Source organism: Sphaerimonospora mesophila, from assembly GCF_001417795.1.
In the GTDB taxonomy this organism is placed as follows: domain Bacteria; phylum Actinomycetota; class Actinomycetes; order Streptosporangiales; family Streptosporangiaceae; genus Sphaerimonospora; species Sphaerimonospora mesophila.
The window spans coordinates 892,397-914,639 of the sequence record NZ_BCBX01000030.1 but is presented as its reverse complement, the minus strand read 5'-3'; the positions used below and the strand labels follow the sequence as shown (position 1 = coordinate 914,639).

22 protein-coding genes are annotated in these 22,243 nt (G+C 69.2%); 15 read left to right on the top strand and 7 right to left on the bottom strand.

Annotated elements, in window-relative coordinates; genetic code table 11:
- Positions 1 to 39 precede the first annotated feature (39 nt).
- Entirely contained in the window at positions 40 to 1,038 is a 999-nt protein-coding gene (gene trpS / locus AP234_RS04340; protein WP_055478146.1) for a tryptophan--tRNA ligase, read from the top strand.
- Positions 1,039 to 1,080: 42 nt separating this feature from the next.
- Here the strand turns inward: trpS and AP234_RS04335 are convergent, their stop codons facing one another.
- Positions 1,081 to 2,427, bottom strand: a complete 1,347-nt coding sequence (locus tag AP234_RS04335; RefSeq protein WP_235557946.1) for a D-alanyl-D-alanine carboxypeptidase family protein — start codon at positions 2,425 to 2,427, stop codon at positions 1,081 to 1,083.
- A 97-nt stretch (positions 2,428 to 2,524) separates the two neighbouring features.
- Between AP234_RS04335 and AP234_RS04330 the strand changes: the two genes are divergently transcribed.
- The 3 genes from AP234_RS04330 (at position 2,525) to AP234_RS04320 (ending at position 5,290) form a co-directional block, all read left to right on the top strand.
- Entirely contained in the window at positions 2,525 to 2,779 is a 255-nt protein-coding gene (locus tag AP234_RS04330) for an SCO4848 family membrane protein (RefSeq protein ID WP_055478145.1), read from the top strand.
- Between the two features lie 54 nt (positions 2,780 to 2,833).
- A complete protein-coding gene (locus tag AP234_RS04325; RefSeq protein WP_055478260.1) occupies positions 2,834 to 4,003 on the top strand; it encodes a glutamate--cysteine ligase in 1,170 nt (389 codons plus the stop codon).
- 141 nt (positions 4,004 to 4,144) lie between these two features.
- A complete protein-coding gene (locus AP234_RS04320; RefSeq protein WP_200926204.1) occupies positions 4,145 to 5,290 on the top strand; it encodes an amidohydrolase in 1,146 nt (381 codons plus the stop codon).
- A 207-nt stretch (positions 5,291 to 5,497) separates the two neighbouring features.
- Here AP234_RS04320 and AP234_RS04315 read toward each other — a convergent pair whose 3' ends face one another.
- The 3 genes from AP234_RS04315 to AP234_RS04305 all read right to left on the bottom strand — a co-directional run bounded on the left by AP234_RS04315 (position 5,498) and on the right by AP234_RS04305 (position 7,814).
- Positions 5,498 to 6,334: an alpha/beta fold hydrolase gene (locus AP234_RS04315; protein WP_055478143.1), complete on the bottom strand. Its 837-nt coding sequence runs from the start codon at positions 6,332 to 6,334 to the stop codon at positions 5,498 to 5,500.
- Positions 6,335 to 6,441: 107 nt separating this feature from the next.
- Positions 6,442 to 7,356, bottom strand: coding sequence for a hypothetical protein (locus AP234_RS04310; RefSeq protein WP_055478142.1), 915 nt, complete (start codon positions 7,354 to 7,356; stop codon positions 6,442 to 6,444).
- Between the two features lie 92 nt (positions 7,357 to 7,448).
- Complete coding sequence (locus tag AP234_RS04305; RefSeq protein WP_055478141.1) at positions 7,449 to 7,814, bottom strand: DUF3592 domain-containing protein; 366 nt, start codon at positions 7,812 to 7,814, stop codon at positions 7,449 to 7,451.
- Positions 7,815 to 8,339: 525 nt separating this feature from the next.
- Between AP234_RS04305 and AP234_RS35890 the strand changes: the two genes are divergently transcribed.
- The 11 genes from AP234_RS35890 (at position 8,340) to AP234_RS04255 (ending at position 18,940) form a co-directional block, all read left to right on the top strand.
- Positions 8,340 to 8,576 (top strand): hypothetical protein, encoded by a 237-nt coding sequence (locus tag AP234_RS35890; RefSeq protein WP_152990223.1) that lies wholly within the window; start codon positions 8,340 to 8,342, stop codon positions 8,574 to 8,576.
- Positions 8,577 to 8,799: 223 nt separating this feature from the next.
- Positions 8,800 to 9,867 (top strand): BMP family lipoprotein, encoded by a 1,068-nt coding sequence (locus tag AP234_RS04300; RefSeq protein ID WP_200926203.1) that lies wholly within the window; start codon positions 8,800 to 8,802, stop codon positions 9,865 to 9,867.
- Positions 9,868 to 9,994: 127 nt separating this feature from the next.
- Positions 9,995 to 11,536 (top strand): ABC transporter ATP-binding protein, encoded by a 1,542-nt coding sequence (locus AP234_RS04295; protein ID WP_055478140.1) that lies wholly within the window; start codon positions 9,995 to 9,997, stop codon positions 11,534 to 11,536.
- Positions 11,533 to 12,714 carry an ABC transporter permease gene (locus tag AP234_RS04290; RefSeq protein WP_083501749.1) on the top strand — a complete coding sequence of 394 codons (1,182 nt, stop codon included), beginning with the start codon at positions 11,533 to 11,535 and terminating at the stop codon, positions 12,712 to 12,714. The genes AP234_RS04295 and AP234_RS04290 overlap by 4 nt, the downstream gene beginning before the upstream one ends.
- Positions 12,711 to 14,003 (top strand): ABC transporter permease, encoded by a 1,293-nt coding sequence (locus AP234_RS04285; protein WP_235557945.1) that lies wholly within the window; start codon positions 12,711 to 12,713, stop codon positions 14,001 to 14,003. The genes AP234_RS04290 and AP234_RS04285 overlap by 4 nt, the downstream gene beginning before the upstream one ends.
- A 28-nt stretch (positions 14,004 to 14,031) precedes the next feature.
- Positions 14,032 to 14,424 carry a cytidine deaminase gene (locus tag AP234_RS04280; protein ID WP_152990222.1) on the top strand — a complete coding sequence of 131 codons (393 nt, stop codon included), beginning with the start codon at positions 14,032 to 14,034 and terminating at the stop codon, positions 14,422 to 14,424.
- 12 nt (positions 14,425 to 14,436) lie between these two features.
- Positions 14,437 to 15,723 carry a thymidine phosphorylase gene (locus tag AP234_RS04275; protein ID WP_055478137.1) on the top strand — a complete coding sequence of 429 codons (1,287 nt, stop codon included), beginning with the start codon at positions 14,437 to 14,439 and terminating at the stop codon, positions 15,721 to 15,723.
- Between the two features lie 58 nt (positions 15,724 to 15,781).
- Positions 15,782 to 16,735: an LLM class flavin-dependent oxidoreductase gene (locus AP234_RS04270; protein WP_055478136.1), complete on the top strand. Its 954-nt coding sequence runs from the start codon at positions 15,782 to 15,784 to the stop codon at positions 16,733 to 16,735.
- A 92-nt stretch (positions 16,736 to 16,827) separates the two neighbouring features.
- Complete coding sequence (locus AP234_RS04265; RefSeq protein WP_055478135.1) at positions 16,828 to 17,181, top strand: cupin domain-containing protein; 354 nt, start codon at positions 16,828 to 16,830, stop codon at positions 17,179 to 17,181.
- A gap of 24 nt (positions 17,182 to 17,205) precedes the next feature.
- Positions 17,206 to 18,342: an adenosine deaminase gene (locus tag AP234_RS04260; protein WP_055478134.1), complete on the top strand. Its 1,137-nt coding sequence runs from the start codon at positions 17,206 to 17,208 to the stop codon at positions 18,340 to 18,342.
- Between the two features lies 1 nt (position 18,343).
- Positions 18,344 to 18,940 carry a hypothetical protein gene (locus AP234_RS04255; protein ID WP_055478133.1) on the top strand — a complete coding sequence of 199 codons (597 nt, stop codon included), beginning with the start codon at positions 18,344 to 18,346 and terminating at the stop codon, positions 18,938 to 18,940.
- Positions 18,941 to 18,952: 12 nt separating this feature from the next.
- Here the strand turns inward: AP234_RS04255 and AP234_RS04250 are convergent, their stop codons facing one another.
- The 3 genes from AP234_RS04250 to AP234_RS04240 all read right to left on the bottom strand — a co-directional run bounded on the left by AP234_RS04250 (position 18,953) and on the right by AP234_RS04240 (position 22,172).
- Positions 18,953 to 20,596, bottom strand: coding sequence for a phospho-sugar mutase (locus AP234_RS04250; protein WP_235557944.1), 1,644 nt, complete (start codon positions 20,594 to 20,596; stop codon positions 18,953 to 18,955).
- A 96-nt stretch (positions 20,597 to 20,692) separates the two neighbouring features.
- A complete protein-coding gene (locus AP234_RS04245; RefSeq protein ID WP_055478131.1) occupies positions 20,693 to 21,496 on the bottom strand; it encodes a purine-nucleoside phosphorylase in 804 nt (267 codons plus the stop codon).
- 223 nt (positions 21,497 to 21,719) lie between these two features.
- Positions 21,720 to 22,172: a gamma-glutamylcyclotransferase gene (locus AP234_RS04240; RefSeq protein WP_055478130.1), complete on the bottom strand. Its 453-nt coding sequence runs from the start codon at positions 22,170 to 22,172 to the stop codon at positions 21,720 to 21,722.
- Between the last annotated feature and the right edge of the window lie 71 nt (positions 22,173 to 22,243).

The window sequence follows — 22,243 nt, the reverse complement described above, 5'->3', positions numbered from 1 at the left end:
GTCGCGGGCACCCGCCGACTCCTGACAGAATTACATGTCATGGCACGTCCTCGCGTTCTGTCCGGAATCCAGCCCACCGCCGACTCGTTCCACCTCGGCAACTATCTCGGCGCGGTGCGGCAGTACGTCGCGCTTCAGGACACCCACGAGGCGTTCTACTTCATCGCCGACCTGCACGCGCTGACCGTCGCGCCCAAGCCGGAGGAGCTGCGCCGCCGCACCAGGGTCGCCGCCGCGCAGCTGTTCGCGGCGGGGCTCGACCCGGAGCGCGCCTCGGTCTTCGTGCAGAGCCAGGTGCGGGAGCACAGCGAGCTGGCCTGGTATCTGATCTGCCAGACCGGCATGGGCGAGGCCGGCCGGATGACGCAGTTCAAGGACAAGGCCGCGAAGTACGGCGAGGGCGCGGCGAGCGTCGGCCTGTTCACCTACCCGATCCTCCAGGCGGCCGACATCCTGATCTACCAGACCGACCAGGTGCCGGTCGGGGGTGACCAGAAGCAGCACCTGGAGCTCAGCCGCGACCTCGCGCAGCGGTTCAACAGCAGGTACGGACCCACCTTCAAGCTGCCGAACCCGTACATCCTGAAGGAGGTCGAGAAGATCACCGATCTCCAGGACCCGTCGGCCAAGATGTCGAAGTCGTCGTCGAGCCCGCAGGGCATCATCGACGTGCTCGAGGAGCCGGGCCGGCTGCGCAAGAAGATCATGCGGGCCGTCACCGACACCGGCTCCGAGGTCGTCGCCGACGAGGCGAACAAGCCGGGCGTCACCAACCTGCTGCGGATCCACTCGGCGCTGTCGGGCGTGTCGATCGCCGACCTGGAGGCGAGGTTCGCGGGCCAGGGCTACGGCGCCTTCAAGAAGGAGGTCGCCGAGGTCGTGGTGGACACGTTCGCCCCGATCCGCGAGCGGACCGAGAAGCTGCTGGCCGACGAGGCCGAGCTCGACCGCATGCTCGCCGCCGGCGCCGACCGCGCGCGTGCGGTGGCCCGCGAGACCATGGCCCAGGTCCGCGACCGCCTCGGCCTGCTGCTGTAGGCATCCTGCGCCGGCCGGGGGGCAGCCGCTCTACCTGCCGACTCAGGTACGGTTCGCGCGGCGTCGGCGGCGGATGCCGTACACGGCGGCGCCGCCTCCGATGAGGAGCACGCCGCCCGCCAGCACGGCCGCGACGACCGGCAGCGGGCCGCCGCCGTCCCCGCCGGCTCCGCCCGCGGCGGCCACGGGACTCGCCGGGGTCCGGCCGGGCGGTCGTACGGGCAGGGTGTTGGGGGCGGGGGTCGGCGAGGGCACCACCGGACCGACGAGCCTGCCGATCGGTGCGGCCTTGCCCCGGTTGGCGAAGCCCCAGTCGAGCAGCTTGGCCACCTCGTCCCAGAATCCGCCCGGATGATGCATGACCACGACGATGATCGTGTGTCCGTTTCTGGTGGCGGCGCCCACGAAGCTGCCGAGGGCCTTGGACGTCCAGCCGTTCTTGACGCCGATCATGCCGGGGTACTTCCACAGCAGCCGGTTGTGGTTGCCCATCTCGTAGTAGGTCGGCCGGGGCGATCTGCTCGCGTCGGGATCGGCGGTGTGCCGCCGCTCGCGACCCCGTCCGTCACGCTTGTTCTTCTTCTTGTCGTAGTCCTTGGGCGCGGGGAACTTGGCGACCTTCGTGCTGATGTACTCGCGGAACCGGGGCATCTTCAACCCGGCGCGGGCGATCAGGGCGAGGTCGTAGGCCGAGCTCCGCTGGCCCGGCTTGTCCAGGCCGTGCGGCGTCTTGGCCACCGTGTCGTACGCCTGGAGTATGCGCGCCTCCTTGTTCATGTCCGCGAGGGTCTTGGCCATGCCGCCGTTCGCCTCGGCGAGCGCTTCAGCGGCGTCGTTGGCCGAGACCATGAGCAGTGCCCGCAGCAGGTCGTCGATCTTGTAGATCGGTTCGGGGACGATGCCGACGGCGCTGCCCTCCACGTTGGAGGCCCGGTCGCTGGGTTTGATCTTGCGGTTCTTGTCGAGCTTCGGGATGAGGGTGAGGGCGGTCAGCGTCTTGAGCGTGCTCGCCGGGCGATAACGCCCGTGCGGGTCCTTGGCCGCGAGCACGGCGCCGGTGTCGGCGTCGGCGATGAGGAAGGCCGAGGCCTCGGTCTTCGGCGGTGGTTTGAGCCCGGCGGGGACGATCAGCCCACGGCCGGCGAGCAGTTTGCCGCCCACGGTGCTGCGCGGGGCGCCCGCGGCCTTGGCGTCCTCGGCGTCGCCCGGCGGTGCCGTACCGTCCGGGGCGCCGGAGTCGGCGACGTCGGGGGTGGGGGAGGGTACGGCCGTCGCGCCGACCGGTGGCGTCCCGACGCCGAGCAGCGCCACGGCGGCCACCATCGTCCCCAGTGCCGTCACCCGCGTCTTCACCGACGTGGTGCCGCGGTTCGTCCTCGTAGGCAGCATAGGCAGATCAGCCTAGCCGTGAGTCCATGCACATGCCGGACAGATCCCCTAAAGATCGCGAATATACGCATATGGGGCAGACGTTGATACTAGAAGCATGTCGAGACGTGTATCGGTCTTTCTGTCGGCCCTCGCCGCTTTCATGATCTTTGAATGGATCAACCTCGGGTTCAACCTGCAGGACGGGCATGAAACGAGCTTCTACGTCGTCCACGGCGTGCTGATCGCCGTCAACGTCATCCTGGCGGTGGTGCTCGGCACCCTGGGGGTGCGCGGACTGCTGGCGACACGGGGAACGCCGGGGCGCGCAGGGGCGGAGCGCGAGGCGGTGAGCAGCGGGGGCGGTAAGTAAAGGCATGACGGGAACTAAGGAAAGGAGGGATATCTCGATGTGATGGAGGAACGCGTGGCGATCCAGTTCAACCCTTCCCGTGGCGCGACCCTTGGGGTGGAGTGGGAGCTCCAACTCGTCGACCGGCACACCCGCCATCTCCGCCAGGACGCCAAGGAAGTGCTCGCCGCGGTCCCGGACCTGAGCGACGGCCAGCGGCCCAAGGCGATGCACGAGCTCATGCAGTCGCAGATCGAAATCGTCACCGATGTCTGCCACACGGTGGCCGAGGCCGTACAGGACCTGAAGAAGAGCATCGGCAGGATCACCGAGGTGGTGGAGCCGAGGGGAACCGCGCTGGCCTGCACGGGCACCCACGCGATCAGTGACTGGCGCGACGCGGTCTACGCGCCGAGCCAGCGGTACGCGGAGCTGGTCGAGGACCTGCAGTGGCTCGCCTGGCGGATCCAGACGTTCGGCGTGCACGTGCACGTCGGCGTCCAGGACCGCGACAAGGTGATCCCGATCGTCAACGCGCTCGCCGCCCACCTGCCGCACTTCCTCGCGCTGACCTCGTCGAGCCCCTTCTGGGGCGGCAAGGACACCGGGCTGGCGTCCAGCCGTGCGATCGTCTTCGGCTCGCTGCCCACGGCGGGGCCGCCGCATCTGCTCGCGGACTGGACGGAGTTCGAGGAGTACATGGACACGCTGCTGCGGGCGGGGACGATCCGCAGCATCAAGGAGGTGTGGTGGGACATCCGGCCGCATCCCGACTTCGGGACCATCGAGATCCGGATGTTCGACGGCATCCCGACGCCCAGGGAGGTGGGGATGGTCACCGCGCTGTGCCAGAGCCTGGTGGCGCGATTCGACCAGCAGCTCGACCGCGGCTACACGCTGCCGCATCCGGCGGCCTGGGTGGTGCACGACAACAAGTGGCGGGCCACGCGGTACGGCCTCGACGCGAGCGTGATCACCGACGATCGCGGCTCGACCGCTCCGATGCGGGATCTGCTGTACGAGCTCCAGCGCGAGCTCGAACCGGTCGCCGAGCGGCTCGGCTGCGCGGAGGAACTGGCCGTGATGACCGAGGTGCTGGAGAAGGGCAACTCGAGCGAACGCCAGCGGGCGATCCTGGCCGACGGGGGAAGTCTCCAGGACATCGTCGACGCGACGGTCATCGAACTCGCCGAAGACAGGTTCGTCACGTCCCGTGTCGAGATACCCGGATGGACGGATCGGTAATGGTTGGGCCACGCTTCGCATAAACTCGCAGGAAAACCGGCAGATCGGTGCGCGGATCGCTAGACTGTCCCCCATTCTCGCTTGCGATCACAAGGAAAATGAACTAGCTGGACGGAGTCTGCTCTCGTGTTGACAGGGGATTTGGATCTAGAAACACTCATCCGGTTCCGCCGGGACATCCACTCCCACCCAGAGCTGGCCCGTCAGGAGATCCGTACGACCGCCGCCGTGGCGGACATGCTCAGATCCGCCGGACTGGAGCCACGGGTCTTCCCGACCGGGACCGGGCTCGTGTGCGACATCGAAGGGGGCGAGGGCCCCACCGTGGGTCTGCGCGCCGACATGGACGCGCTGCCGATCCAGGACGCCAAGGACGTGCCGTACCGCTCGCAGAACACCGGCGTGTGCCACGCCTGCGGGCACGACGTGCACACGACGATCCTGGTGGGTGCGGCCCTCGAACTCGCCAAGCGCCGCCAGCACCTTGCGGGACGGATCCGGCTGGTCTTCCAGCCCGCGGAGGAGTCCTCTTCGAGCGGCTCGCTCGACATGATCGCGGGCGGCGCGATCGACGGCGTCGATGTGATCTACGCACTGCACTGCGACCCGAGCCGCAAGCTGGGCGACGTGGGCATCCGCAGCGGTGCGATCACCTCGGCCCAGGACCACATCGTGCTGCGGCTGCACGGCAAGGGCGGCCACTCGGCCCGGCCCCACCTGGCGGTCAACCCGATCAACGCGCTGGCCTCCGTGATCGCCCGGCTTCCCGAGTCAGTGAACGAGTCCCTCCACCCCGAAGAGCGGATGCTCCTCGGCTTCGGCATGATTCAGGCCGGCGAGGCGCCCAACGCGATCCCGTCCCTGGCACAGGCCGCCGGGACCGTACGGATCCCGAACGCGGACATCTGGGAGCAGGTCCCCAGCATCGTGCAGAAGTCGCTCAGCGAACTCATCGAGCCCTTCGGGGTCGAGTGGGAGCTGGACTACAACCGGGTGTGCCCGGCGGTGGTCAACGATGCGGTGGCCACGAAGATTCTCTACAACTCGGCGCTCGCGGTCGTCGGCGAGGACCACGTCCAGGAGGCCCCGCAGAGCCTCGGTGGCGAGGACTTCGCCTGGTATCTGCGCCAGATCCCGGGCGCGCTCTTCCGCCTGGGGGTCACGCCTCCCGACGCGGAGGGCCACGTGGACCTGCACTCCGAGCGGTTCGACATCGACGAGCGGGCCATCGGGGTCGGCGTCCGGATGTTCGTGGAAACGACCTTGAACGCCCTCCAGTCCTACTGAGCCGAGCAATCCCCCGCTGTTCGGTCACGGCCTCAGGCGAATGCCCATGGGCGGCGAACACATGACGATGCTCTGGCGACGCCGGGTCGCCGAGCCGATGGCCGTGCTCGAATCACGGTGCCAGGCCGGCGTCCGGGCTCGCGGACTCGGCCTGGTCCAGTGCGAGAAGCCGATCGTGCGTCGAGCCATCGCGGGTACGGCCCCGTGTCAGCCGAGCGGGATGATGACGTCGGCCAGCTCGCCGGGCATGGAGAGGAAAGGCGAGTGGGAGGCTTCGAGCGCGACGACAGAGGTCGGGTCGTCCGGAAACGCCGCGTCGGCCTCTGAAATGAACTTCGCCTGCACATCGGGCCGGAGGGCCCTGTCCCGCGTGCACATGATGTACGTGCGCCGTACCGATCCCCAGCCGTCCTGAGTCAGGGTGGTGGTACCCACCATGATGCCGATCGGGCTGTCGGGCGCCAGCAGGCCGGTGGCGGCGTCGGCGATGGCCGGATCGACGTCACCGTAGAACGCCTCGTAAAGCCGCTGCCGGTAGGCGGCGTCGTCCGTGGCCAGGTCGAACCGCAGCGCGCCTGTCTGGGCCGGGTCGCCCCGCAGCAACGGCGTGACCAGGCTGTCGGCGGCCTCCGGAATCCGTGTGTAGGCCGCCGCGGACACATCCGATGCCGGCATGTACGCGGTGAGATATACCGCGTGCGCGATCAGTTCGGGCGTCTGCTCGGCCGCTCGCATCAGTACCGGGCCGGCCGCGCTGTGGGCGACCACCGTTACCGGCTCGCCACCGCCGATCCGCTTGATCTGCGAGGTCAGCAACTCGGCGGCATCGTCGAGACTCACGTCCGCCACGGGCGAGACCTCGGTGGCGACCGCCTCGCTGTCGTACGGCTGCTCGGTGAACCATCGAGGACGGCGGGCGTACAGCCCGTGCCCCGCCATGTCCACCGCGACGGCCGGCCGCCCGGCGGCCACCACGTGGGGGATGACTTCGCTCCAGCACCAGGAGCCGTGCCAGAAACCGTGGACCAACACCAGCGTGGACATGATCGCTCCTTCGGGGGGTGCCTGTGTCAAGGCTCGGGGGGTCGAGGGATCGGGGGGCAGGGGGAACGGTGGCGTCGCCGGAGGCGCTCAACGTGCTACCGGAGCCTTCAGGCTTGAGGAGACGTCATCGGTGTGGTGCCGGTTGCGGCCTCCACGACGTCCGTCCGCTCGGCCGAATCGATTGCCGCCGGTTCCGGTCCGTCACGGAACCGGTAACCGGTCGCCCGAAGGTGCCGGTATTCGAATATGGCCAGCACCAGCACCGTGGCCACGCCGCAGAGGTTCAGCGTCAGCCACAGCCATTCGGGCACACCGTTCGTGTCACGTTCAATGATCTCCTGGGCACTGATCAGCAGCGTGAGACCCGTTGTGCCGATCGGTGCGAGCAGCGGATGGACATCGCCGATCCAGAATCCGGTACGCGCTGTCCAGTAGATCGTGCAATACCAGAAGCACACGTACCAGGGAAAGAGGACGATCACCAAGGCCATGGCGGCGAGCAGCCAGAATGCCGCTTCCCCCGAGGCGTTGAGATCGATGTCCTGCTGAAATTCGACCTGACCGTTGGCGAGGGTGTCGATGTTGAGCTCACCGGCCGCGGCGAGGATCAACACGAACGGGAGGTAGAAGAAAATCAGTGCGAGCACCGCACGCCGTGTCATGAGCAGCACGCCGGAAAGAATCCGGGTGCGACGGCCGGAGCGGGTCACGATCAGTATCACGAGGATCGGTATCGGCAGCAGAATCAGGGCGAGCCGCCCGGTTTCAAGCGCCTTTTCTATGAGGTTCGCCGAGACGTCCTGGTATTGAGAGGTCGCCACCAGGATCACACCGAGGCCGACCGTCGATCGCCAGAACGCGAGCCGGTCCAGCGTCCGGTCTTTACGTGAGGGGCCGACCCGGGGCCTGAACAGGAATCTGGCGGTCAGCCATGGAAAGAGCAGGGTGGCGATGACACGCCTGGTCTTTCTGTGATCATCGGCGTTGTTTCTGCGGCGGTGTTTCGGTCGGGCTGAGGCCATCCGGCTCCCTTGCGATATCGACTCGGTAGGACGGACGCCCTGGTGGTTCGGGCGGAGGAATCAGATGTTCCAGGAACGCGGGCCTGCCGGGGTCAGAGGACATCGAGGGCGGACAGCACGCCGAGGGCCACGAGTAGAAGGCCGAGGCCGATCACGATCCACCCCATGGCGGAACCGGTCTGACCGCTGGTGTCGATGCGGGCCTTTCGCGGCTTTCGCGGGTTGTAGAGGATCGTGACGCGATCCCCTGGTTGGGGAGGATGGGCTTCGCCGAAACCCGAGGTGACCTCGACCTCATGCCCTTCGAGGGTCGTGAAGCGGAAGACGGGCCTGCACGTAGGGCTATCAGGGTCACTGCTCCTCACCAAGCCAGTGATCACACCGGGTACCCGAACCGCGCGGGCGCGGAACCGCCGTGCATTGATCACGATCCAGGCGCCGCACACCAGGAGCGCCAACCCTGGTTCCAATGATGATCACCTTTCGCTCGGGCGAGAATGCGCCGCGGAAATCATTGATCTCCGTGTGCGCGAGCCTCGCTGAAGAGGCCTGTCCCGGCTATGACTTCTGCTTCATGCATGTGGCTCGTGATGTTCGGATGTGGAATGACTTCTTTAGTGATTGACTACGCCATCGGCGGATCGGTTCGCTCCGCAATCGGAGTGTGACCTAGGTCACACTGGCCTTTGCCCAAATCGATAGATTTGGACGGTGTGGTGTCAAGAACTGAGGTCAATGTGGCTAAAGAGGGATTTGTGCCTGTAATGTCCCGCCGATTCGTGGAGTGGATCAAAAATCGGCGGTTCGGTCCGGCCGACGGACCTGATCGGGCTCGGGGTCGTTGACGCCGCCGGTGCCACCGGCAGGTCCTGGACAAGGCGATCAAGCTGTACGGACGCCGCGAGGAGGGTCGCGTCCACTGGCCGGATCTCGCCTCCCGACTGTCCGTACGGCAGGTCTGGGTCGCTCGGGGGAAATAGCGCATGACGTCCCCAGGGTCCTGGCCCACGTGCTGGAGGATCCGGTCGTCGGGTGACGCGGAAAGCGTCACCGCGGAGTTGCGCCGGATGCCCGGCCCGCGCCGCTGGAAGGTCGTTTCGTGTGTGCCCGAGAGATGGGCGACGGCGACGTCCGGAGGATCGAACGCCATCGACGCCGTCGTGAACGTCCTGTGCCTGGTGGTGCGCCTGGCGGCGGCCGGATTCGTCGCGGTCGGATGAGGCGGGCACCCTGGGGAACGGGTGGCGGGTGGGTCGGAGATTCCGTGGACCGGTCAACCTGGTCACAGGGCGGCCTGAGGTACATAACGGACACGTTGCGGACTGTGGTGTGGGTTTGGTCTGAGCAGGTCAAACAACTATCTTCCGTGCAGGGTTGCCGTGCGTTCCTACATGCCGGCGACGGGAGTTGGACCGGCGGGGACACGGAAGGGGACTACACACCTTGCTCCGCAATCGAGTTAGCAAACTGGCCGCCGCCACCGCGGCGGGTGCCATGCTCATGGCCGCCGCCGCGTGTGGAAGTGGTGACGACACATCGACGGCCACGTCTGAGGCGTCCTCGTCGGCGGCACCGGGAGGTGCGGCACTCAAGGTCGGCCTCGCCTACGACATCGGCGGTCGCGGTGACGGTTCCTTCAACGATGCCGCCGCCCGGGGCCTCGACCAGGCCGTCTCGGAGCTGAAGGCCGAGAAGAAGGAGCTGGAGGCCGCCGCGGGTGAGACGGACGCCCAGAAGGAGGAGCGGATCCGCCTGCTCGCCTCCAACGGGTACAACCCGGTCATCGCGGTGGGCTTCGCCTACTCCGAGCCGCTGAAGAAGGTCGCGCCGGAGTTCCCCGACGTGAAGTTCGCCATCGTCGACGACGACGCCGCCACGGGTGAGAACATCAGCAACCTGGTGTTCTCCGAGGAGCAGGGCTCGTTCCTGGTCGGCGTGGCCGCCGCGATCAAGTCGAAGAAGGACAGCATCGGCTTCGTCGGCGGCGTGGACGTCCCGTTGATCCACAAGTTCCAGGCGGGCTTCGAGGCCGGCGCCAAGGCGGTCAAGCCGGACATCAAGGTCCAGTCGAAGTACCTGACCCAGCCGCCGGACTTCGCCGGCTTCAACGACCCGGCCAAGGGCAAGACCGCCGCGCAGGGCATGTTCGACAGCGGTGCCGACGTCGTCTACCAGGCGGCGGGCGGCTCCGGCAGCGGTGTGTTCGAGGCGGCCAAGGCGGCCGGTGCGATGGCCATCGGGGTGGACTCCGACCAGGCGGCCCTCCCCGCGTACGCCGACGTCAAGGACGTCATCATCACGTCCATGATCAAGAAGATCGACGTCGCGGTCTTCGACTTCCTCAAGCGCGCATCCGAAGGCACGGTCCAGGCCGGTAAGACGGTCTACGACCTCAAGGCCGACGGGGTGGGCTACTCGACGACCGGCGGCAAGATCGACGACATCACCTCCCAGATCGACGAGTACAAGCAGAAGATCATCAACGGAGAGATCACGGTGCCGAGCTCCTGAGCCCGGCCTTCGTGGGGCCCGGCGAGGTTATCCACAGCCGGGCGGCAGCGGCCGCGCGGCCCGGGCCCCACGCCTAATCTCTCTTCCGTCACCGCATGCTCAGGTACTCCTCGAGGAGGGGGCCGCCATTTCCACCGCGACCGCCACGGCACCCGCAGTAGAGCTCACCGGGATCACCAAGAGGTTCCCCGGTGTCGTCGCCAATCGCGACATCCGGTTACGGGTGACCAAGGGACAGATCCACGCCATCGTCGGTGAGAACGGCGCCGGCAAGTCCACCCTCATGAAGATCCTGTACGGCATGCAGCGGCCGGACGAGGGTGAGATCCGCGTCGACGGAAAACCCGTCGTCTTCCACACCCCGGCCGACGCCATCGCGGCGGGCATCGGCATGGTCCACCAGCATTTCATGCTGGCCGACAACCTCACGGTGCTGGAGAACGTCATCCTCGGCAGTGAGCCGCGCCGGGGCGGGGTGGCCATCGACTTCCGCGCCGCCCGCAAAAAGATCAAGGAGATCTCCGACGCGTACGGCCTGGCCATCCGGCCGGACGTACCCGTGGAGGAGCTGGGGGTCGGCGACCGCCAGCGAGTGGAGATCCTGAAAGTCCTCTACCGCGGCGCGCGGATCCTCATCCTCGACGAGCCGACGGCGGTGCTCGTGCCGCACGAGGTGGACGAGCTGTTCGAGAACCTGCGTGGTCTGGTCCGCGAGGGGCTCACGATCCTGTTCATCTCCCACAAACTCGACGAGGTCCTGCGGGTGGCCGACGCGATCACCGTGATCCGCCGCGGCACGACCGTGGCGAGCGTCGATCCCAGGGACATGACCGCCCGCCACCTCGCAGAACTGATGGTGGGCAGCGAGCTGCCCAGCCCGGAGACCCGCGAGTCCACCGTCACCGACTCCGTGGTGCTGTCGGTGGGCGACCTGACCGTACGGGACATCGACGGGCGGGCGATCGTCGACCGGGTCGGCTTCGATATCCACAGGGGCGAGGTGCTCGGCATCGCCGGTGTCGAGGGCAACGGCCAGGCCGAGCTGGTCGAGGCGCTCATGGGCATCCGCCCCTGCACGGTGGGCTCGCTGACACTCGACGGCAAGGACATCACCGGGTGGTCGACGCTGAAGCGGCGTGAGGGCGGCATCGGCTACATCCCCGAGGACCGGCACCGGCACGGCCTGCTGCTCGAGGCGCCGCTCTGGGAGAACCGGATCCTCGGTCACCAGACCCGTCGGCCGAACGTCAAGGGCATCTGGATCGACCGCACCGCGGCGCGGGACGACACGCAGCGGATCGTCGAGGCCTACGACGTCCGTACCCCGGGGATCGACACGGCGGCGGCCGCCCTTTCCGGTGGCAACCAGCAGAAGTTGATCGTCGGCAGGGAGATGAGCGGCGATCCGGTACTACTGATCGCCAGCCACCCGACCCGCGGCGTCGACGTCGGTGCGCAGGCCGCCATCTGGGATCATCTGCGCGCCGCGCGCGCCGCCGGCCTCGCCGTGCTGCTGATCTCGGCGGACCTCGACGAGCTCATCGGCCTGTCCGACTCGCTCAAGGTGATCCTGCGCGGCCGGATCGTCGCGGACGTGGATCCCGCGAACGTGACCCCAGAACAGCTCGGCTCGGCCATGACCGGTGCCGGTGAGGCGGCAGCACAATGAGTGAGCGAGACGAAGCGGCCGAGCGCGGCGGCGGCAGGCCCGGAGCCGGCGGAGCGGGTGGATTCCGCGACAGGCTGCTGGGGCGGGTGCGGCTCAGCGGCTGGCTGGCCCTGGCCGCTCCGCTGCTGGCGGTCCTCTTCGCGGCACTGATCACCTCGGTGGTCCTGTTGATCGCGGGCAGCTCGCCGCTGGCGGCCTTCGACACGCTCGTGGAGTACGGCAGCCAGCCGCGCACGATGGCCGTCATCCTCAACAACGCGACGATGTACTACATCTCGGCGCTGGCCGTCGCCGTCGGGTTCCGGATGAACCTGTTCAACATCGGCGTGGACGGGCAGTATCGCCTGGCCGCCGTGGTGGCGGCGGGCGTGGGCGGAGCGGCGTTGCTGCCCGGAGTGCTGAACATCGTGCTCGTGCTCGTGGTCGCGGTGCTCGTCGGCGCGCTGTGGGCGGGGATCGCCGGGCTGTTGAAGGTGAAGCGCGGCGTCAGCGAGGTCATCGCGACCATCATGCTGAACGCGATCGCCACCGGTCTCGCGTCCTGGCTCATGAGCAACCATCTGGGTGTGCTGACGGGGAACGATCTGGCGACCCGGCCGATCCCGGAGGGCTCCAGAATGCCCGGCATGGAGCTCATCGCCGGCACGCCGAAGCTGGTCAACGGCTTCCTCGTGGTGGCGATCATCCTCGGCATCGCCTACTACGTGCTGCTGAACCGCACCCGGTTCGGTTTCGAGCTGCGGGCGACCGGCATGTCCGAACCCGCGGCGCTGGCGAGCGGCATCGGGGTCAAGCGGATGGTCGTCACCACGATGGTCGTGTCCGGGGCGGTGGCCGGTCTCGCCGGAATGCCCGAGCTGCTCGGCGAGACGTACAAGTACAGCAACAACTTCCCCGCCGGTCTCGGCTTCGACGGCATCGCGATCGCGCTGCTCGGCCGGAACAACCCGGTGGGCATGGCCCTCGGCGCGCTGCTGTGGAGCTTCCTGGGCAACTCGTCCGACTCCCTCCAGATGATCAACATCTCCAAGGAGACCGTGGACATCATGAAGGGCGTGACGGTGCTCTCGGTGATCATCGCGTACGAGTTGGTCCACCGATATCGGATCATCGCCGAGCAGCGGCGGGCCGGCCAGGAGACGGCCGCCTCCCCGGCCGCGGAAGGGGCCGCGGCGTGAGCGGGGGAGCAGAGGTGACGAGCACCGCGCAGGCGCCGGCGGGTGGACCGCAGGCCGCGCCGCCGGCGCGCCGATTCCGGGTCACGACGCCGATCCTGCTGCTCGCCGGGGCCGGGCTGGTCGTGCTGCTGTCGGCCGTGCGCATCGTCACCGGTGCCGACGACATCACCTCGGGGGGCACGATCGCCGCCGCCCTCGGCCTTGCCGTGCCGATCGGCCTGGCGGCCCTGGGCGGCCTGTGGTCGGAGCGGGCCGGCGTGGTCAACATCGGCCTCGAGGGCATGATGGTGCTGGGCACCTGGTTCGGCGCCTGGGGGACGCTCCAGTTCGGCAGCCCATGGGCCGGGGTCGTCGCCGGCGCGATCGGCGGAGCCCTGGGCGGCGCGATCCACGCGGTCGCCACCGTGACCTTCGGCGTCGACCACATCATCTCCGGCGTCGCGATCAACATCGTCGGCATGGGGTTCACCCAGTATCTGTCGAAGCTGGTCTTCGAGGAGATGCCGGGCGGCGGGACCAAGAACTCTCCCCAGCTCCCCGAGATGTCGAGGTTGAGCATCACGGTCATCGACGGGCCGCTGCGGTCCCTGGAGGGCAGGCACTGGTTCCTGGTGTCGGACCTGGCGGGCATCCTGCGCGGGCTCACCCAGGGCGTGTCGTGGTTCACGATCCTGGCGATCCTGCTCATCCCGCTGTCGTACTACATCCTGTGGCGCACCGCGTTCGGCCTGCGCCTGCGCTCCTGCGGCGAGCGCCCGGTCGCCGCCGAGTCGCTGGGCGTCAACGTCTACCTGTACAAGTGGGCCGCCGTGGTCGTATCCGGCCTGCTGGCCGGGCTGGGCGGCGCGTTCCTGTCCATCGTGGCGGCCGGGATCTACCGTGACGGGCAGACGGGAGGCCGAGGATACATCGGCCTCGCCGCCATGATCTTCGGTAACTGGCGTCCCGGGGGGCTCGCCGGCGGCGCCGCGCTGTTCGGTTACACGGACGCGCTGCAGCTTCGGCAGGGTGGGACGTCCGTGCACGCGCTGCTGCTCGTGGTGGCGCTGATACTCGCCGCCGTGGCGGTCTACCAGCTCGTACGGCAGAGCCGTACCATGGCCGCTTCGGTCACAGCGGGGTGCGCCGCCCTGGTCTTCGTGGTGTTCATGGCGACCGACACGGTGCCCGAGCAGTTCACCACGTTCACCCCGCACCTGACCACGCTGCTGGTGCTGTCGCTGGCCTCCCAGCGATTGCGGATGCCGGCCGCCGACGGAATCCCCTACCGCAGGGGGCAGACCACATGACAGGTCGCGGATGCGAAAGGGGAGCGACATGACGACGATCGACTGGGCGGCGCTGCACGCCGCGGCGAACGAGGCGATGACGCACGCGTACGCGCCGTACTCCAAGTTTCCGGTGGGCGCGGCGGCGTTGGTGGACGATGGCCGGGTGGTGACCGGCTGCAACGTGGAGAACGCGTCGTATGGCGTCGGACTGTGCGCGGAATGCGGTCTGGTCTCCGCGCTGCACGCGAGCGGAGGCGGCCGGCTGGTCGCCTTCACCTGCGTGGACGGGCACGGCGAGCTGCTCATGCCGTGCGGCCGCTGCCGTCAGCTGCTTCTCGAGCACGGGGGTCCCGACCTGCTGGTCGAGACGCCGGAGGGTCCGATGCGCATGGCGGACTTCCTGCCGTACGCCTTCGGACCGGACGACTTGTCGCGATAAGGGATAGAGGGCATGGGTTTCGACGCGATAGAGGTCATCACCGTCAAGCGGGATCGCGGTGAGCTGTCCACGCCGCAGATCGATTGGGCGGTGGACGCCTACACGCGCGGCGAGGTGGCCGACGAGCAGATGTCCGCGCTGCTGATGGCCATCCTGCTCAACGGGATGAACCGCCGGGAGATCGCGGACTGGACCCAGGCCATGATCAGGTCGGGGGAGCGGATGGACTGGTCCGTCCTCGACCGGCCCACCGCGGACAAGCACTCCACCGGCGGCGTCGGCGACAAGATCACCCTGCCGCTCGCTCCGCTGGTGGCCGCCTGCGGCGCGTACGTGCCGCAGCTGTCCGGCCGGGGACTCGGGCACACCGGCGGCACGCTGGACAAGCTCGAGTCCATCCCCGGATGGCGGGCGTCCCTGTCGAACGACGAGATGCTGGGGGTCATCCGTACGGCCGGAGCCGTGGTCTGCGCGGCGGGCAGCGGGCTGGCCCCGGCCGACAAGAAGCTGTATGCACTGCGGGACGTCACGGGCACGGTCGAGTCGATCCCGCTGATCGCCTCGTCGATCATGTCGAAGAAGATCGCCGAGGGCACGGGCTCGCTCGTGCTCGACGTCAAGGTCGGCTCCGGCGCGTTCATGAAGGACGTGGACAGCGCCCGTGAGCTGGCCAGGACCATGGTGGCCCTCGGCACCGACGCCGGGGTGCGCACGGTCGCCCTGCTCACCGCGATGGACCGGCCGCTCGGCAACGCCGTGGGCAACGCGCTGGAGGTCGCGGAGGCCGTCGAGGTGCTCGCCGGCGGCGGCCCGGACGACGTGGTCGAACTGACCGTACGGCTGGCCCGGGAGATGCTGGAGGCGGCCGGGATCGCGGACGCCAGGGACCCGGAGGAGGCACTGAAGGACGGCTCGGCCATGGACGTCTGGCGGCGCATGATCACCGCCCAGGGCGGCGATCCGGACGCGCCGTTGCCGAAGGCCGCCGAGTTCCTGGAGATCACCGCACCGGCGTCGGGTGTGCTGACCCGGCTCGACGCCCTGTCGGTCGGCCTGGCGGCCTGGCGGCTCGGGGCGGGGCGGGCGCGCAAGGAGGACCCGGTGTCCGCCGGGGCCGGGGTCACCCTGCACGCCAAGCCGGGCGACCTGGTCGGCGAGGGCCGGCCGCTGATGACGCTGCACGCGGACGAGATCACGAGATTCGAGCGGGCCCTCGACGCCCTCGAGGGAGCCTACGAGATCGGCGCCTCGGCCGACCCCGGTCTGCTGCCGCTCGTCGTCGAACGCGTCACCGCATAGCCGGGACGGCGTCCGTCCCCTCGGGTCGCCCGCTCGTCTGACAACCGGGAGCGTCGCCGTGAAGCTCGGCCTCTTCTTCGATCTCCGCAACCCGCCCGCCTGGCGACGTCCCTGGCCGGATCACTACCGGTGGAGCCTCGACCTGATCAGCGTGGCGGAGGGCATGGGCGCCGCGTCGGTGTGGTTCACCGAGCACCATGGGCTGGAGGACGGATATCTGCCGCAGCCGCTCACCTTCGCCGCGGCGGTGGCCGCCCGCACCTCCCGGGTCCGGATCGGCACCGCGGTCCTGCTCGCGGCGCTGCGTCATCCCCGGCACATCGCGGAGGAGGCCGCCATGGTCGACCTCCTGTCGGCCGGACGGCTCGAGCTGGGGGTGGGAGCCGGGTTCGCCCAGCGGGATTACGACGCGTTCGGCGCGGACATCCGGCGGCGTTACCCGCTGACCGATGCGGCGGTCGCCGAGATCAGGCGTCTGCTGGCCGCCGGCGAGGTCACCCCGCCGCCGGTCCAGCGGCCGCTGCCGATCTGGATGGGCTACCAGGGGCCGCAGGGGGCCCGCCGGGCGGGCCGGCTCGGCACGGGCCTGCTCTCCCTGGACCCGCGGCTGCTGGAGCCGTACGAGCAGGGGCTGGCGGAGGGCGGACACGAGCCGTCGTCGGCCCGCATGAGCGGGATGCTCGACATCATCGTGGCCGACGATCCCGAGGAGGCACGGCGGCGCATCCTGCCGCACTTCGTCTACCAGCTGAACTCCTATCGGAGGATGAACGCGGGCGGGCCGTACCGCGATCTGACCGTGGACGAGGTGGCCGGCGACACCGGCCGGAAGGGAAAGATCCCGGGCCTGACCGTGCTGACGGCGCACGACGCGATCCAGGCGATCAGGGAGCGTACGGCAGGCGTGCCGGTGGAGCACGTCTACCTGTGGGCGAGCGTCGCCGGGATGCCGGACGACCTGGTCGAGCGCCATGTCGAGCTGCTGTTCCGCGAGGTGGCGCCCGCGCTCTGATCGCCACAGAAACGACGGCGACCAGGATGACGGGGCCCGGGGTGATCGGCGGGGCGTTGAACGCTCGCCGTCGGAGTTGCGAGACTGGCGGCATGGTGAAGAGGATCGACGGCCCCACCCGCATCCCGGTGCCGGGCGGCAAGGTCATAGACGAGTACGTCGGCCGGGTGAACAGCGGCGACGAGGGAGTCTCCATCGCGCACATGGTCGCCCCGCCCGGCTGGGAGGAACCGGCCCAGACCCCCGAGTTCGCGGAGTACACGCTGGTGCTCAAGGGGTCGGTCGTGGTCGAGCACGCCGGGGGCACCACGGTCGTGGCCGCGGGTCAGGCGTTCGTCAGCGAGCCCGGGGAGAAGATCCGGTACGGCTCCGGGCCTTCGGGAGCCGAATACGTCGCCGTCTGCCTGCCCGCGTTCTCCCCAGACACGGCGCACCGGGAGGAATGACCGCGTCGAGGATAGGATTGCCTGATGAGTGACCGGAGCGGGGTGGGGAACGTGAGCCGCTTGCCCAGCCTTCAGGAGATTCGCAAAGCGCCCAAGGTGCTTCTTCACGACCATCTGGACGGCGGGCTGCGCACCGCGACGATCATCGATCTGGCCCGTGAACGCGGTCATGTCCTGCCCTCCGGCGATCCGGACAATCTAGCCGACTGGTTCAGGGACGCGTCCGACTCGGGCTCACTTGATCGTTACCTGGAGACGTTCGCTCACACGGTCGGCGTGATGCAGTCCCGCGAGGCCCTCATCAGGGTCGCGGCCGAGTGCGCGCAGGACCTGGCCGACGACGGCGTGGTGTACGCCGAGGTCCGGTTCGCCCCGGAGCAGCACAGCGAGGGCGGTCTCACTCTGGACGAGGTCGTGGAGGCCGTGCTGGAGGGCTTCCGTCAGGGCTCCGCCGGACCGGACGGCCGACCGCGGATCAGGGTCGGTACGCTGCTCACCGCCATGCGTCACCAGGCCCGCTCCAGGGAGATCGCCGAGCTGGCCGTGCGCTACCGCGACGTCGGCGTGGTCGGCTTCGACATCGCCGGGGCCGAGGCGGGATATCCGCCCACGCGCCACCTGGACGCCTTCGAATACCTGCAGCGGGAGAACGCCCACTTCACCATCCACGCCGGCGAGGCGTTCGGGCTGCCGTCCATCTGGCAGGCCATCCAGTGGTGTGGCGCCGACCGCCTGGGGCACGGCGTGCGGATCATCGACGACATCACCGTGTCGGACATCGGGCCCGACGGCTCCGGCGACGGAGAGGCCAAACTCGGGCGGTTGGCGGCCTATGTCCGGGACAAGCGGATTCCGCTGGAGATGTGCCCCACGTCGAACGTGCAGACGGGCGCGGCCCCGTCGATCGCCGAGCACCCGATCGGCCTGCTGCGCAGGCTCTACTTCCGGGTGACGGTCAACACCGACAACCGGCTGATGAGCGGGACGAGTCTGTCGCTGGAGTTCGCCAAGCTCGTGGAGGCCTTCGGCTACGACTGGGACGACCTGCAGTGGTTCACGGTCAACGCGATGAAGTCCGCGTTCATCCCGTTCGACGAGCGGCTGGCGCTGATCAACGGTGTGATCAAGCCCGGTTTCGCCCACCTGAAGTGGCAGGCCTGAGATGGACGGGGCGAAGGGCGAGGTCTTCCGGTCGAAGGTCGCCTGGGTCTTCGGCTGGATCTGGCTGGTGTTCGCCGCGTGGAACACCTATGACCTGATCGCCCGTGGCTCGATGCCCTCGGCGCTGATCGCCGGCGCGGTGCTGGGCGTCATCACGGCGTTGATCTTCCTCATGGCGATGCGCCCGGCGATCGTGCTGGAGGACGGCGGCGTGCGCATCCGCAATCCGCTGCGAAACGCCTACATCCCGTGGAACGCGGTCGACGACGTGATCGTGACCAACGCGATCGTCATCGAGGCCGGGCGCACCACGGTCCGGTGCTGGACGCCGCAGACCACCGCGAGAGAACGGGCCAGGGCCTCGGCGCGTGCGGCCAAGGCCGCGTCCTCGGCCGACACGTCCCGCGCCGATCGGGCGGTGGCCGAGGCGGTCGGCACGCGTACGCACGCCGACTGGGTGGCCCACCGGATCACCGAGACGAGCGCGATGCGGCGGGACGCCGCATCGGGTGAGACCTCCGTCACCTGGTCGCCCGTCGCGCTCGCCGTCACCGCCGCCGCGGTCGCCCTGGTGGTGGTGACGATCGTCCTCTCCTGAGGCGGCTCCTGATCAGTGGAGGCCGAGGGCGGCGGCGAGGTCCTTCTTGAGCGCCTCCAGGTCCTCGGCGGCGCGTGCCCTGGCCCCGGCCACGGAGTCCTCGACCGGGATGACGATCTCGAGGTAGCACTTGAGCTTGGGCTCGGTGCCGCTGGGCCGTACGACCACGCGGGCGCCGCCGCTCAGGCGGTAGCGCAGGCCGTCGGTGGGCGGCAGCCCGGCCACGCCCTCCGCCAGGTCCTCGGCCGATTCCACCACGCGACCGGCGAGCTCGGCCGGCGGCTCGGCGCGCAGCCGGGTCATGGCGCGGCCGATCTCCGCCAGGTCCGACACCCGGAACGAGAGCTGCGCGGTGGCGTGCAGGCCGTACCGCCTGGCCTGGTCGTCCAGCAGGTCGAGCAGCGTCCGCCCGGACCGCTTGGCCTCGGCGGCCAGACCGGCGACGGCGAGGGCGGCGCCGATGCCGTCCTTGTCGTGCACCGGCAGACCTTCGCGATCAGATCCGACGCTGTATCCGAGCGCCTCCTCGTACCCGAAGACCAGGCCGGGACCGGCCTTCATGATCCACTTGAAGCCGGTGAGGGTCTCGGCCTGGCGCACGCCGTACGCAGCCGCGATCTTGGCGAGCAGCGACGACGACACGATCGTCGTGGCGACCAGGCGGTCGTCGCCGGAGGTGTGCCGCAGCACGTGCTCGGCCAGCAGGCCGCCCACCTCGTCGCCCGTGAGCATGCGGTGACCGCCCTCCGGCAGCGGCGTGCCGACAGCGCACCTGTCCGCGTCCGGGTCGTTGGCCAGCACCAGGTCGGCGCCGATCGAGGCGGCCAGGCCGAGCGCGAGGTCCATCGCGCCCGGCTCCTCCGGATTGGGGAACGCCACGGTCGGGAAGTCGGGATCCGGCTCGGCCTGACGGTCGACCACGCGCGGCGCGGCGAACCCCGCGCGTTCGAACGCCTCGGCGAGGACGCCGTACCCGACCCCGTGCAGCGGCGTGTACGAGATCACCAGCTCCCCGGCCGCGCCGACCGGGAGGGCGGCCAGGGCCTCCAGGTACGGAACGACGATCGCGTCGTGATCGAGCGTCTCCCAGCCGTCCCCGAGGGGAAGCTCGTCCACCCGGCCCACGGCGTCGATCGCCTGGGAGATCTCGCGGTCGATCGGCGGGACGATCTGCGCGCCGTCCCCCCAGTAGACCTTGTAGCCGTTGTCCCTGGGCGGGTTGTGCGAGGCGGTCACCATGACGCCCGCGTCGGCTCCCAGGTGGCGTACGGCGAACGCCAGCACCGGGGTCGGCCATCTGCCGTCCATCACGGAGACGCGCAGGCCGGCCCCCGTGAGCACGGCGGCCGTGTCAGCGGCGAACACGTCCGACATATGACGCGCGTCGAAGCCGACGACCACATGCCCGCCCGGCCCGAGCACGCGGGCCAGCCCGGCGGCCGCCCGCATCACCGTGACGCGGTTCATCCGGTTCCGGCCCGCGCCCAGCTCGCCGCGCAGGCCGGCCGTACCGAACTCGAGCTTGCCGCAGAACCGGTCGGCCAGCGCGGCCGTGTCCCGGCGGTCGAGGATGTCCGCCAACTCCGCCCGGGTCAGCGGGTCGGGATCCTGGGCGAGCCACTCACGGGCGATCAGGACCAGGTCGTCGGTGGTCAAAGCGTGTTCCCCCTGAGTCATCCTCCGGTCGTGTCCCGACAAATCATGCCCTGATCGGCGCGTACGGCACCTGGCGGATATCCCCAGAACCACGACCTAAAGCTTGTCGACCACCTTGGCGAGGAGGGCGCCCATCCGGGTGGCGGTGGCCCGGCCCACCGCGAGGACCTCCTCGTGGTCGAGCGGCTCGCCGGTCAGGCCGGCGCCGGGGTTGGTGACCAGGGAGATGCCGAGGATCTCGGCGCCGGCCTCCCGCGCGGCGATCGCCTCGAGCACGGTGGACATGCCGATCAGGTCTCCGCCGAGCGTGCGGAGCATGCGGATCTCGGCCGGCGTCTCGTACGTCGGGCCGCGGAACGCCACGTAGACGCCCTCGGCCAGCGATGGGTCCACCTCGCGGGCGAGGGCGCGCAGGCGCCGGCTGTAGACCTCGGTCAGGTCGACGAACGTCGCGCCGGTGATCGGGTTGCTCCCGGTCAGGTTGATGTGGTCGCTGATCAGGATGGGCTCGCCGACCCGCTGCGTCTCCGGGCGCAGGCCGCCGGCGGCGTTGGTCAGCACGACGGCGCGCACACCGGCGGCCGTCGCCGTACGGACCCCGTGGACCACGGTCTCCACGCCGCGGCCCTCGTAGAGGTGCGTGCGGCCGAGGAAGATCAGCGTGTTCAGTCCCGCGCCGGTCCGCACCGCGCGGAGGGTGCCCGCGTGTCCGGCGACGGCGGGCGCGGTGAAACCGGGAAGCTTCGTCACGGGGAACTCGGCGATGGTCTCGCCGATGGCGTCGGCGGCAGGCACCCATCCCGAGCCCATGACGAGGGCCACATCGAAGGAGCCGACGCCGGTGAGGTTGCGCAGGGTGCTCGCGGCCTCGGCCGCCAGGGCGTATGGGTCGTTGGTCACACCAGTGAGCGTACAGAAGCCGCCCCGACCCCCACCCCATGGTGATCTTGCAGTTGCTCGCAGGGGTCCGCCCCGAGCTGCGAGAACACTAGTCGTGATCTTGCAGAAACTCACACAGAACGCCGCTGACCTGGGCGGTTACCGTCCGTGATCTTGCAGTCGTACGGCACGCGGGACGACGCGGAAGAGGCGGACCAGGACGAGAAACCGGGCGGTGTGGCGGTCAGTCGCCCAGTGATTTGCACGGGCGGTTGCGCAGGCCGGTGACGTAGTCGTCGGGGGCCCCGGCCTTCTCTGCGGCCTCGGCCAGAATGCCCAGATAACGCGCGGACGGCAGCCCGCCCTCATAGGAGTCGAGGACGTAGGTCCAGGCCAGCACGTCGCCCTCCAGGGTCGCGACGCGGAGCCGTACCTTGCGGTAGAGGCCGAGATCGGCGCCCATCCACTCGTCGAGGGAGGCCTCGTCCCACTCCGGCACGTCGTAGAGCACGACGAACACCTGGTCATCGGGATCTTCGACGATGGTCGCGAGCGCGCCCTCCCAGCTGACGTCCTCCCCGCCGAAGGTCAGCCGCCAGCCCGCGAACCAGCCGGTTCCTCGCATGGGCGAGTGGGGGGCCCACTCGGCCATCTGCTTCGGGTCCATGTTGCTGCCGTAGGCGGCGTAAACAGGCACGGCACACAAGCGTAATCCAAGATGCCCGGTCTTCGCCGACGGGATCGCGTACGCCGTGCCGCCGGAGACGG

Bases quoted from the DNA above. Each gene is read 5' to 3' on its own strand.
- trpS (WP_055478146.1), top strand. From the start codon at position 40: ATGGCACGTCCTCGCGTTCTGTCCGGAATCCAGCCCACCGCCGACTCG.
- AP234_RS04335 (WP_235557946.1), bottom strand. From the start codon at position 2,427: ATGCTGCCTACGAGGACGAACCGCGGCACCACGTCGGTGAAGACGCGG.
- AP234_RS04330 (WP_055478145.1), top strand. From the start codon at position 2,525: ATGTCGAGACGTGTATCGGTCTTTCTGTCGGCCCTCGCCGCTTTCATG.
- AP234_RS04315 (WP_055478143.1), bottom strand. From the start codon at position 6,334: ATGTCCACGCTGGTGTTGGTCCACGGTTTCTGGCACGGCTCCTGGTGC.
- AP234_RS04310 (WP_055478142.1), bottom strand. From the start codon at position 7,356: ATGGCCTCAGCCCGACCGAAACACCGCCGCAGAAACAACGCCGATGAT.
- AP234_RS35890 (WP_152990223.1), top strand. From the start codon at position 8,340: ATGACGTCCCCAGGGTCCTGGCCCACGTGCTGGAGGATCCGGTCGTCG.
- AP234_RS04290 (WP_083501749.1), top strand. From the start codon at position 11,533: ATGAGTGAGCGAGACGAAGCGGCCGAGCGCGGCGGCGGCAGGCCCGGA.
- AP234_RS04280 (WP_152990222.1), top strand. From the start codon at position 14,032: ATGACGACGATCGACTGGGCGGCGCTGCACGCCGCGGCGAACGAGGCG.
- AP234_RS04275 (WP_055478137.1), top strand. From the start codon at position 14,437: ATGGGTTTCGACGCGATAGAGGTCATCACCGTCAAGCGGGATCGCGGT.
- AP234_RS04265 (WP_055478135.1), top strand. From the start codon at position 16,828: ATGGTGAAGAGGATCGACGGCCCCACCCGCATCCCGGTGCCGGGCGGC.
- AP234_RS04260 (WP_055478134.1), top strand. From the start codon at position 17,206: ATGAGTGACCGGAGCGGGGTGGGGAACGTGAGCCGCTTGCCCAGCCTT.
- AP234_RS04255 (WP_055478133.1), top strand. From the start codon at position 18,344: ATGGACGGGGCGAAGGGCGAGGTCTTCCGGTCGAAGGTCGCCTGGGTC.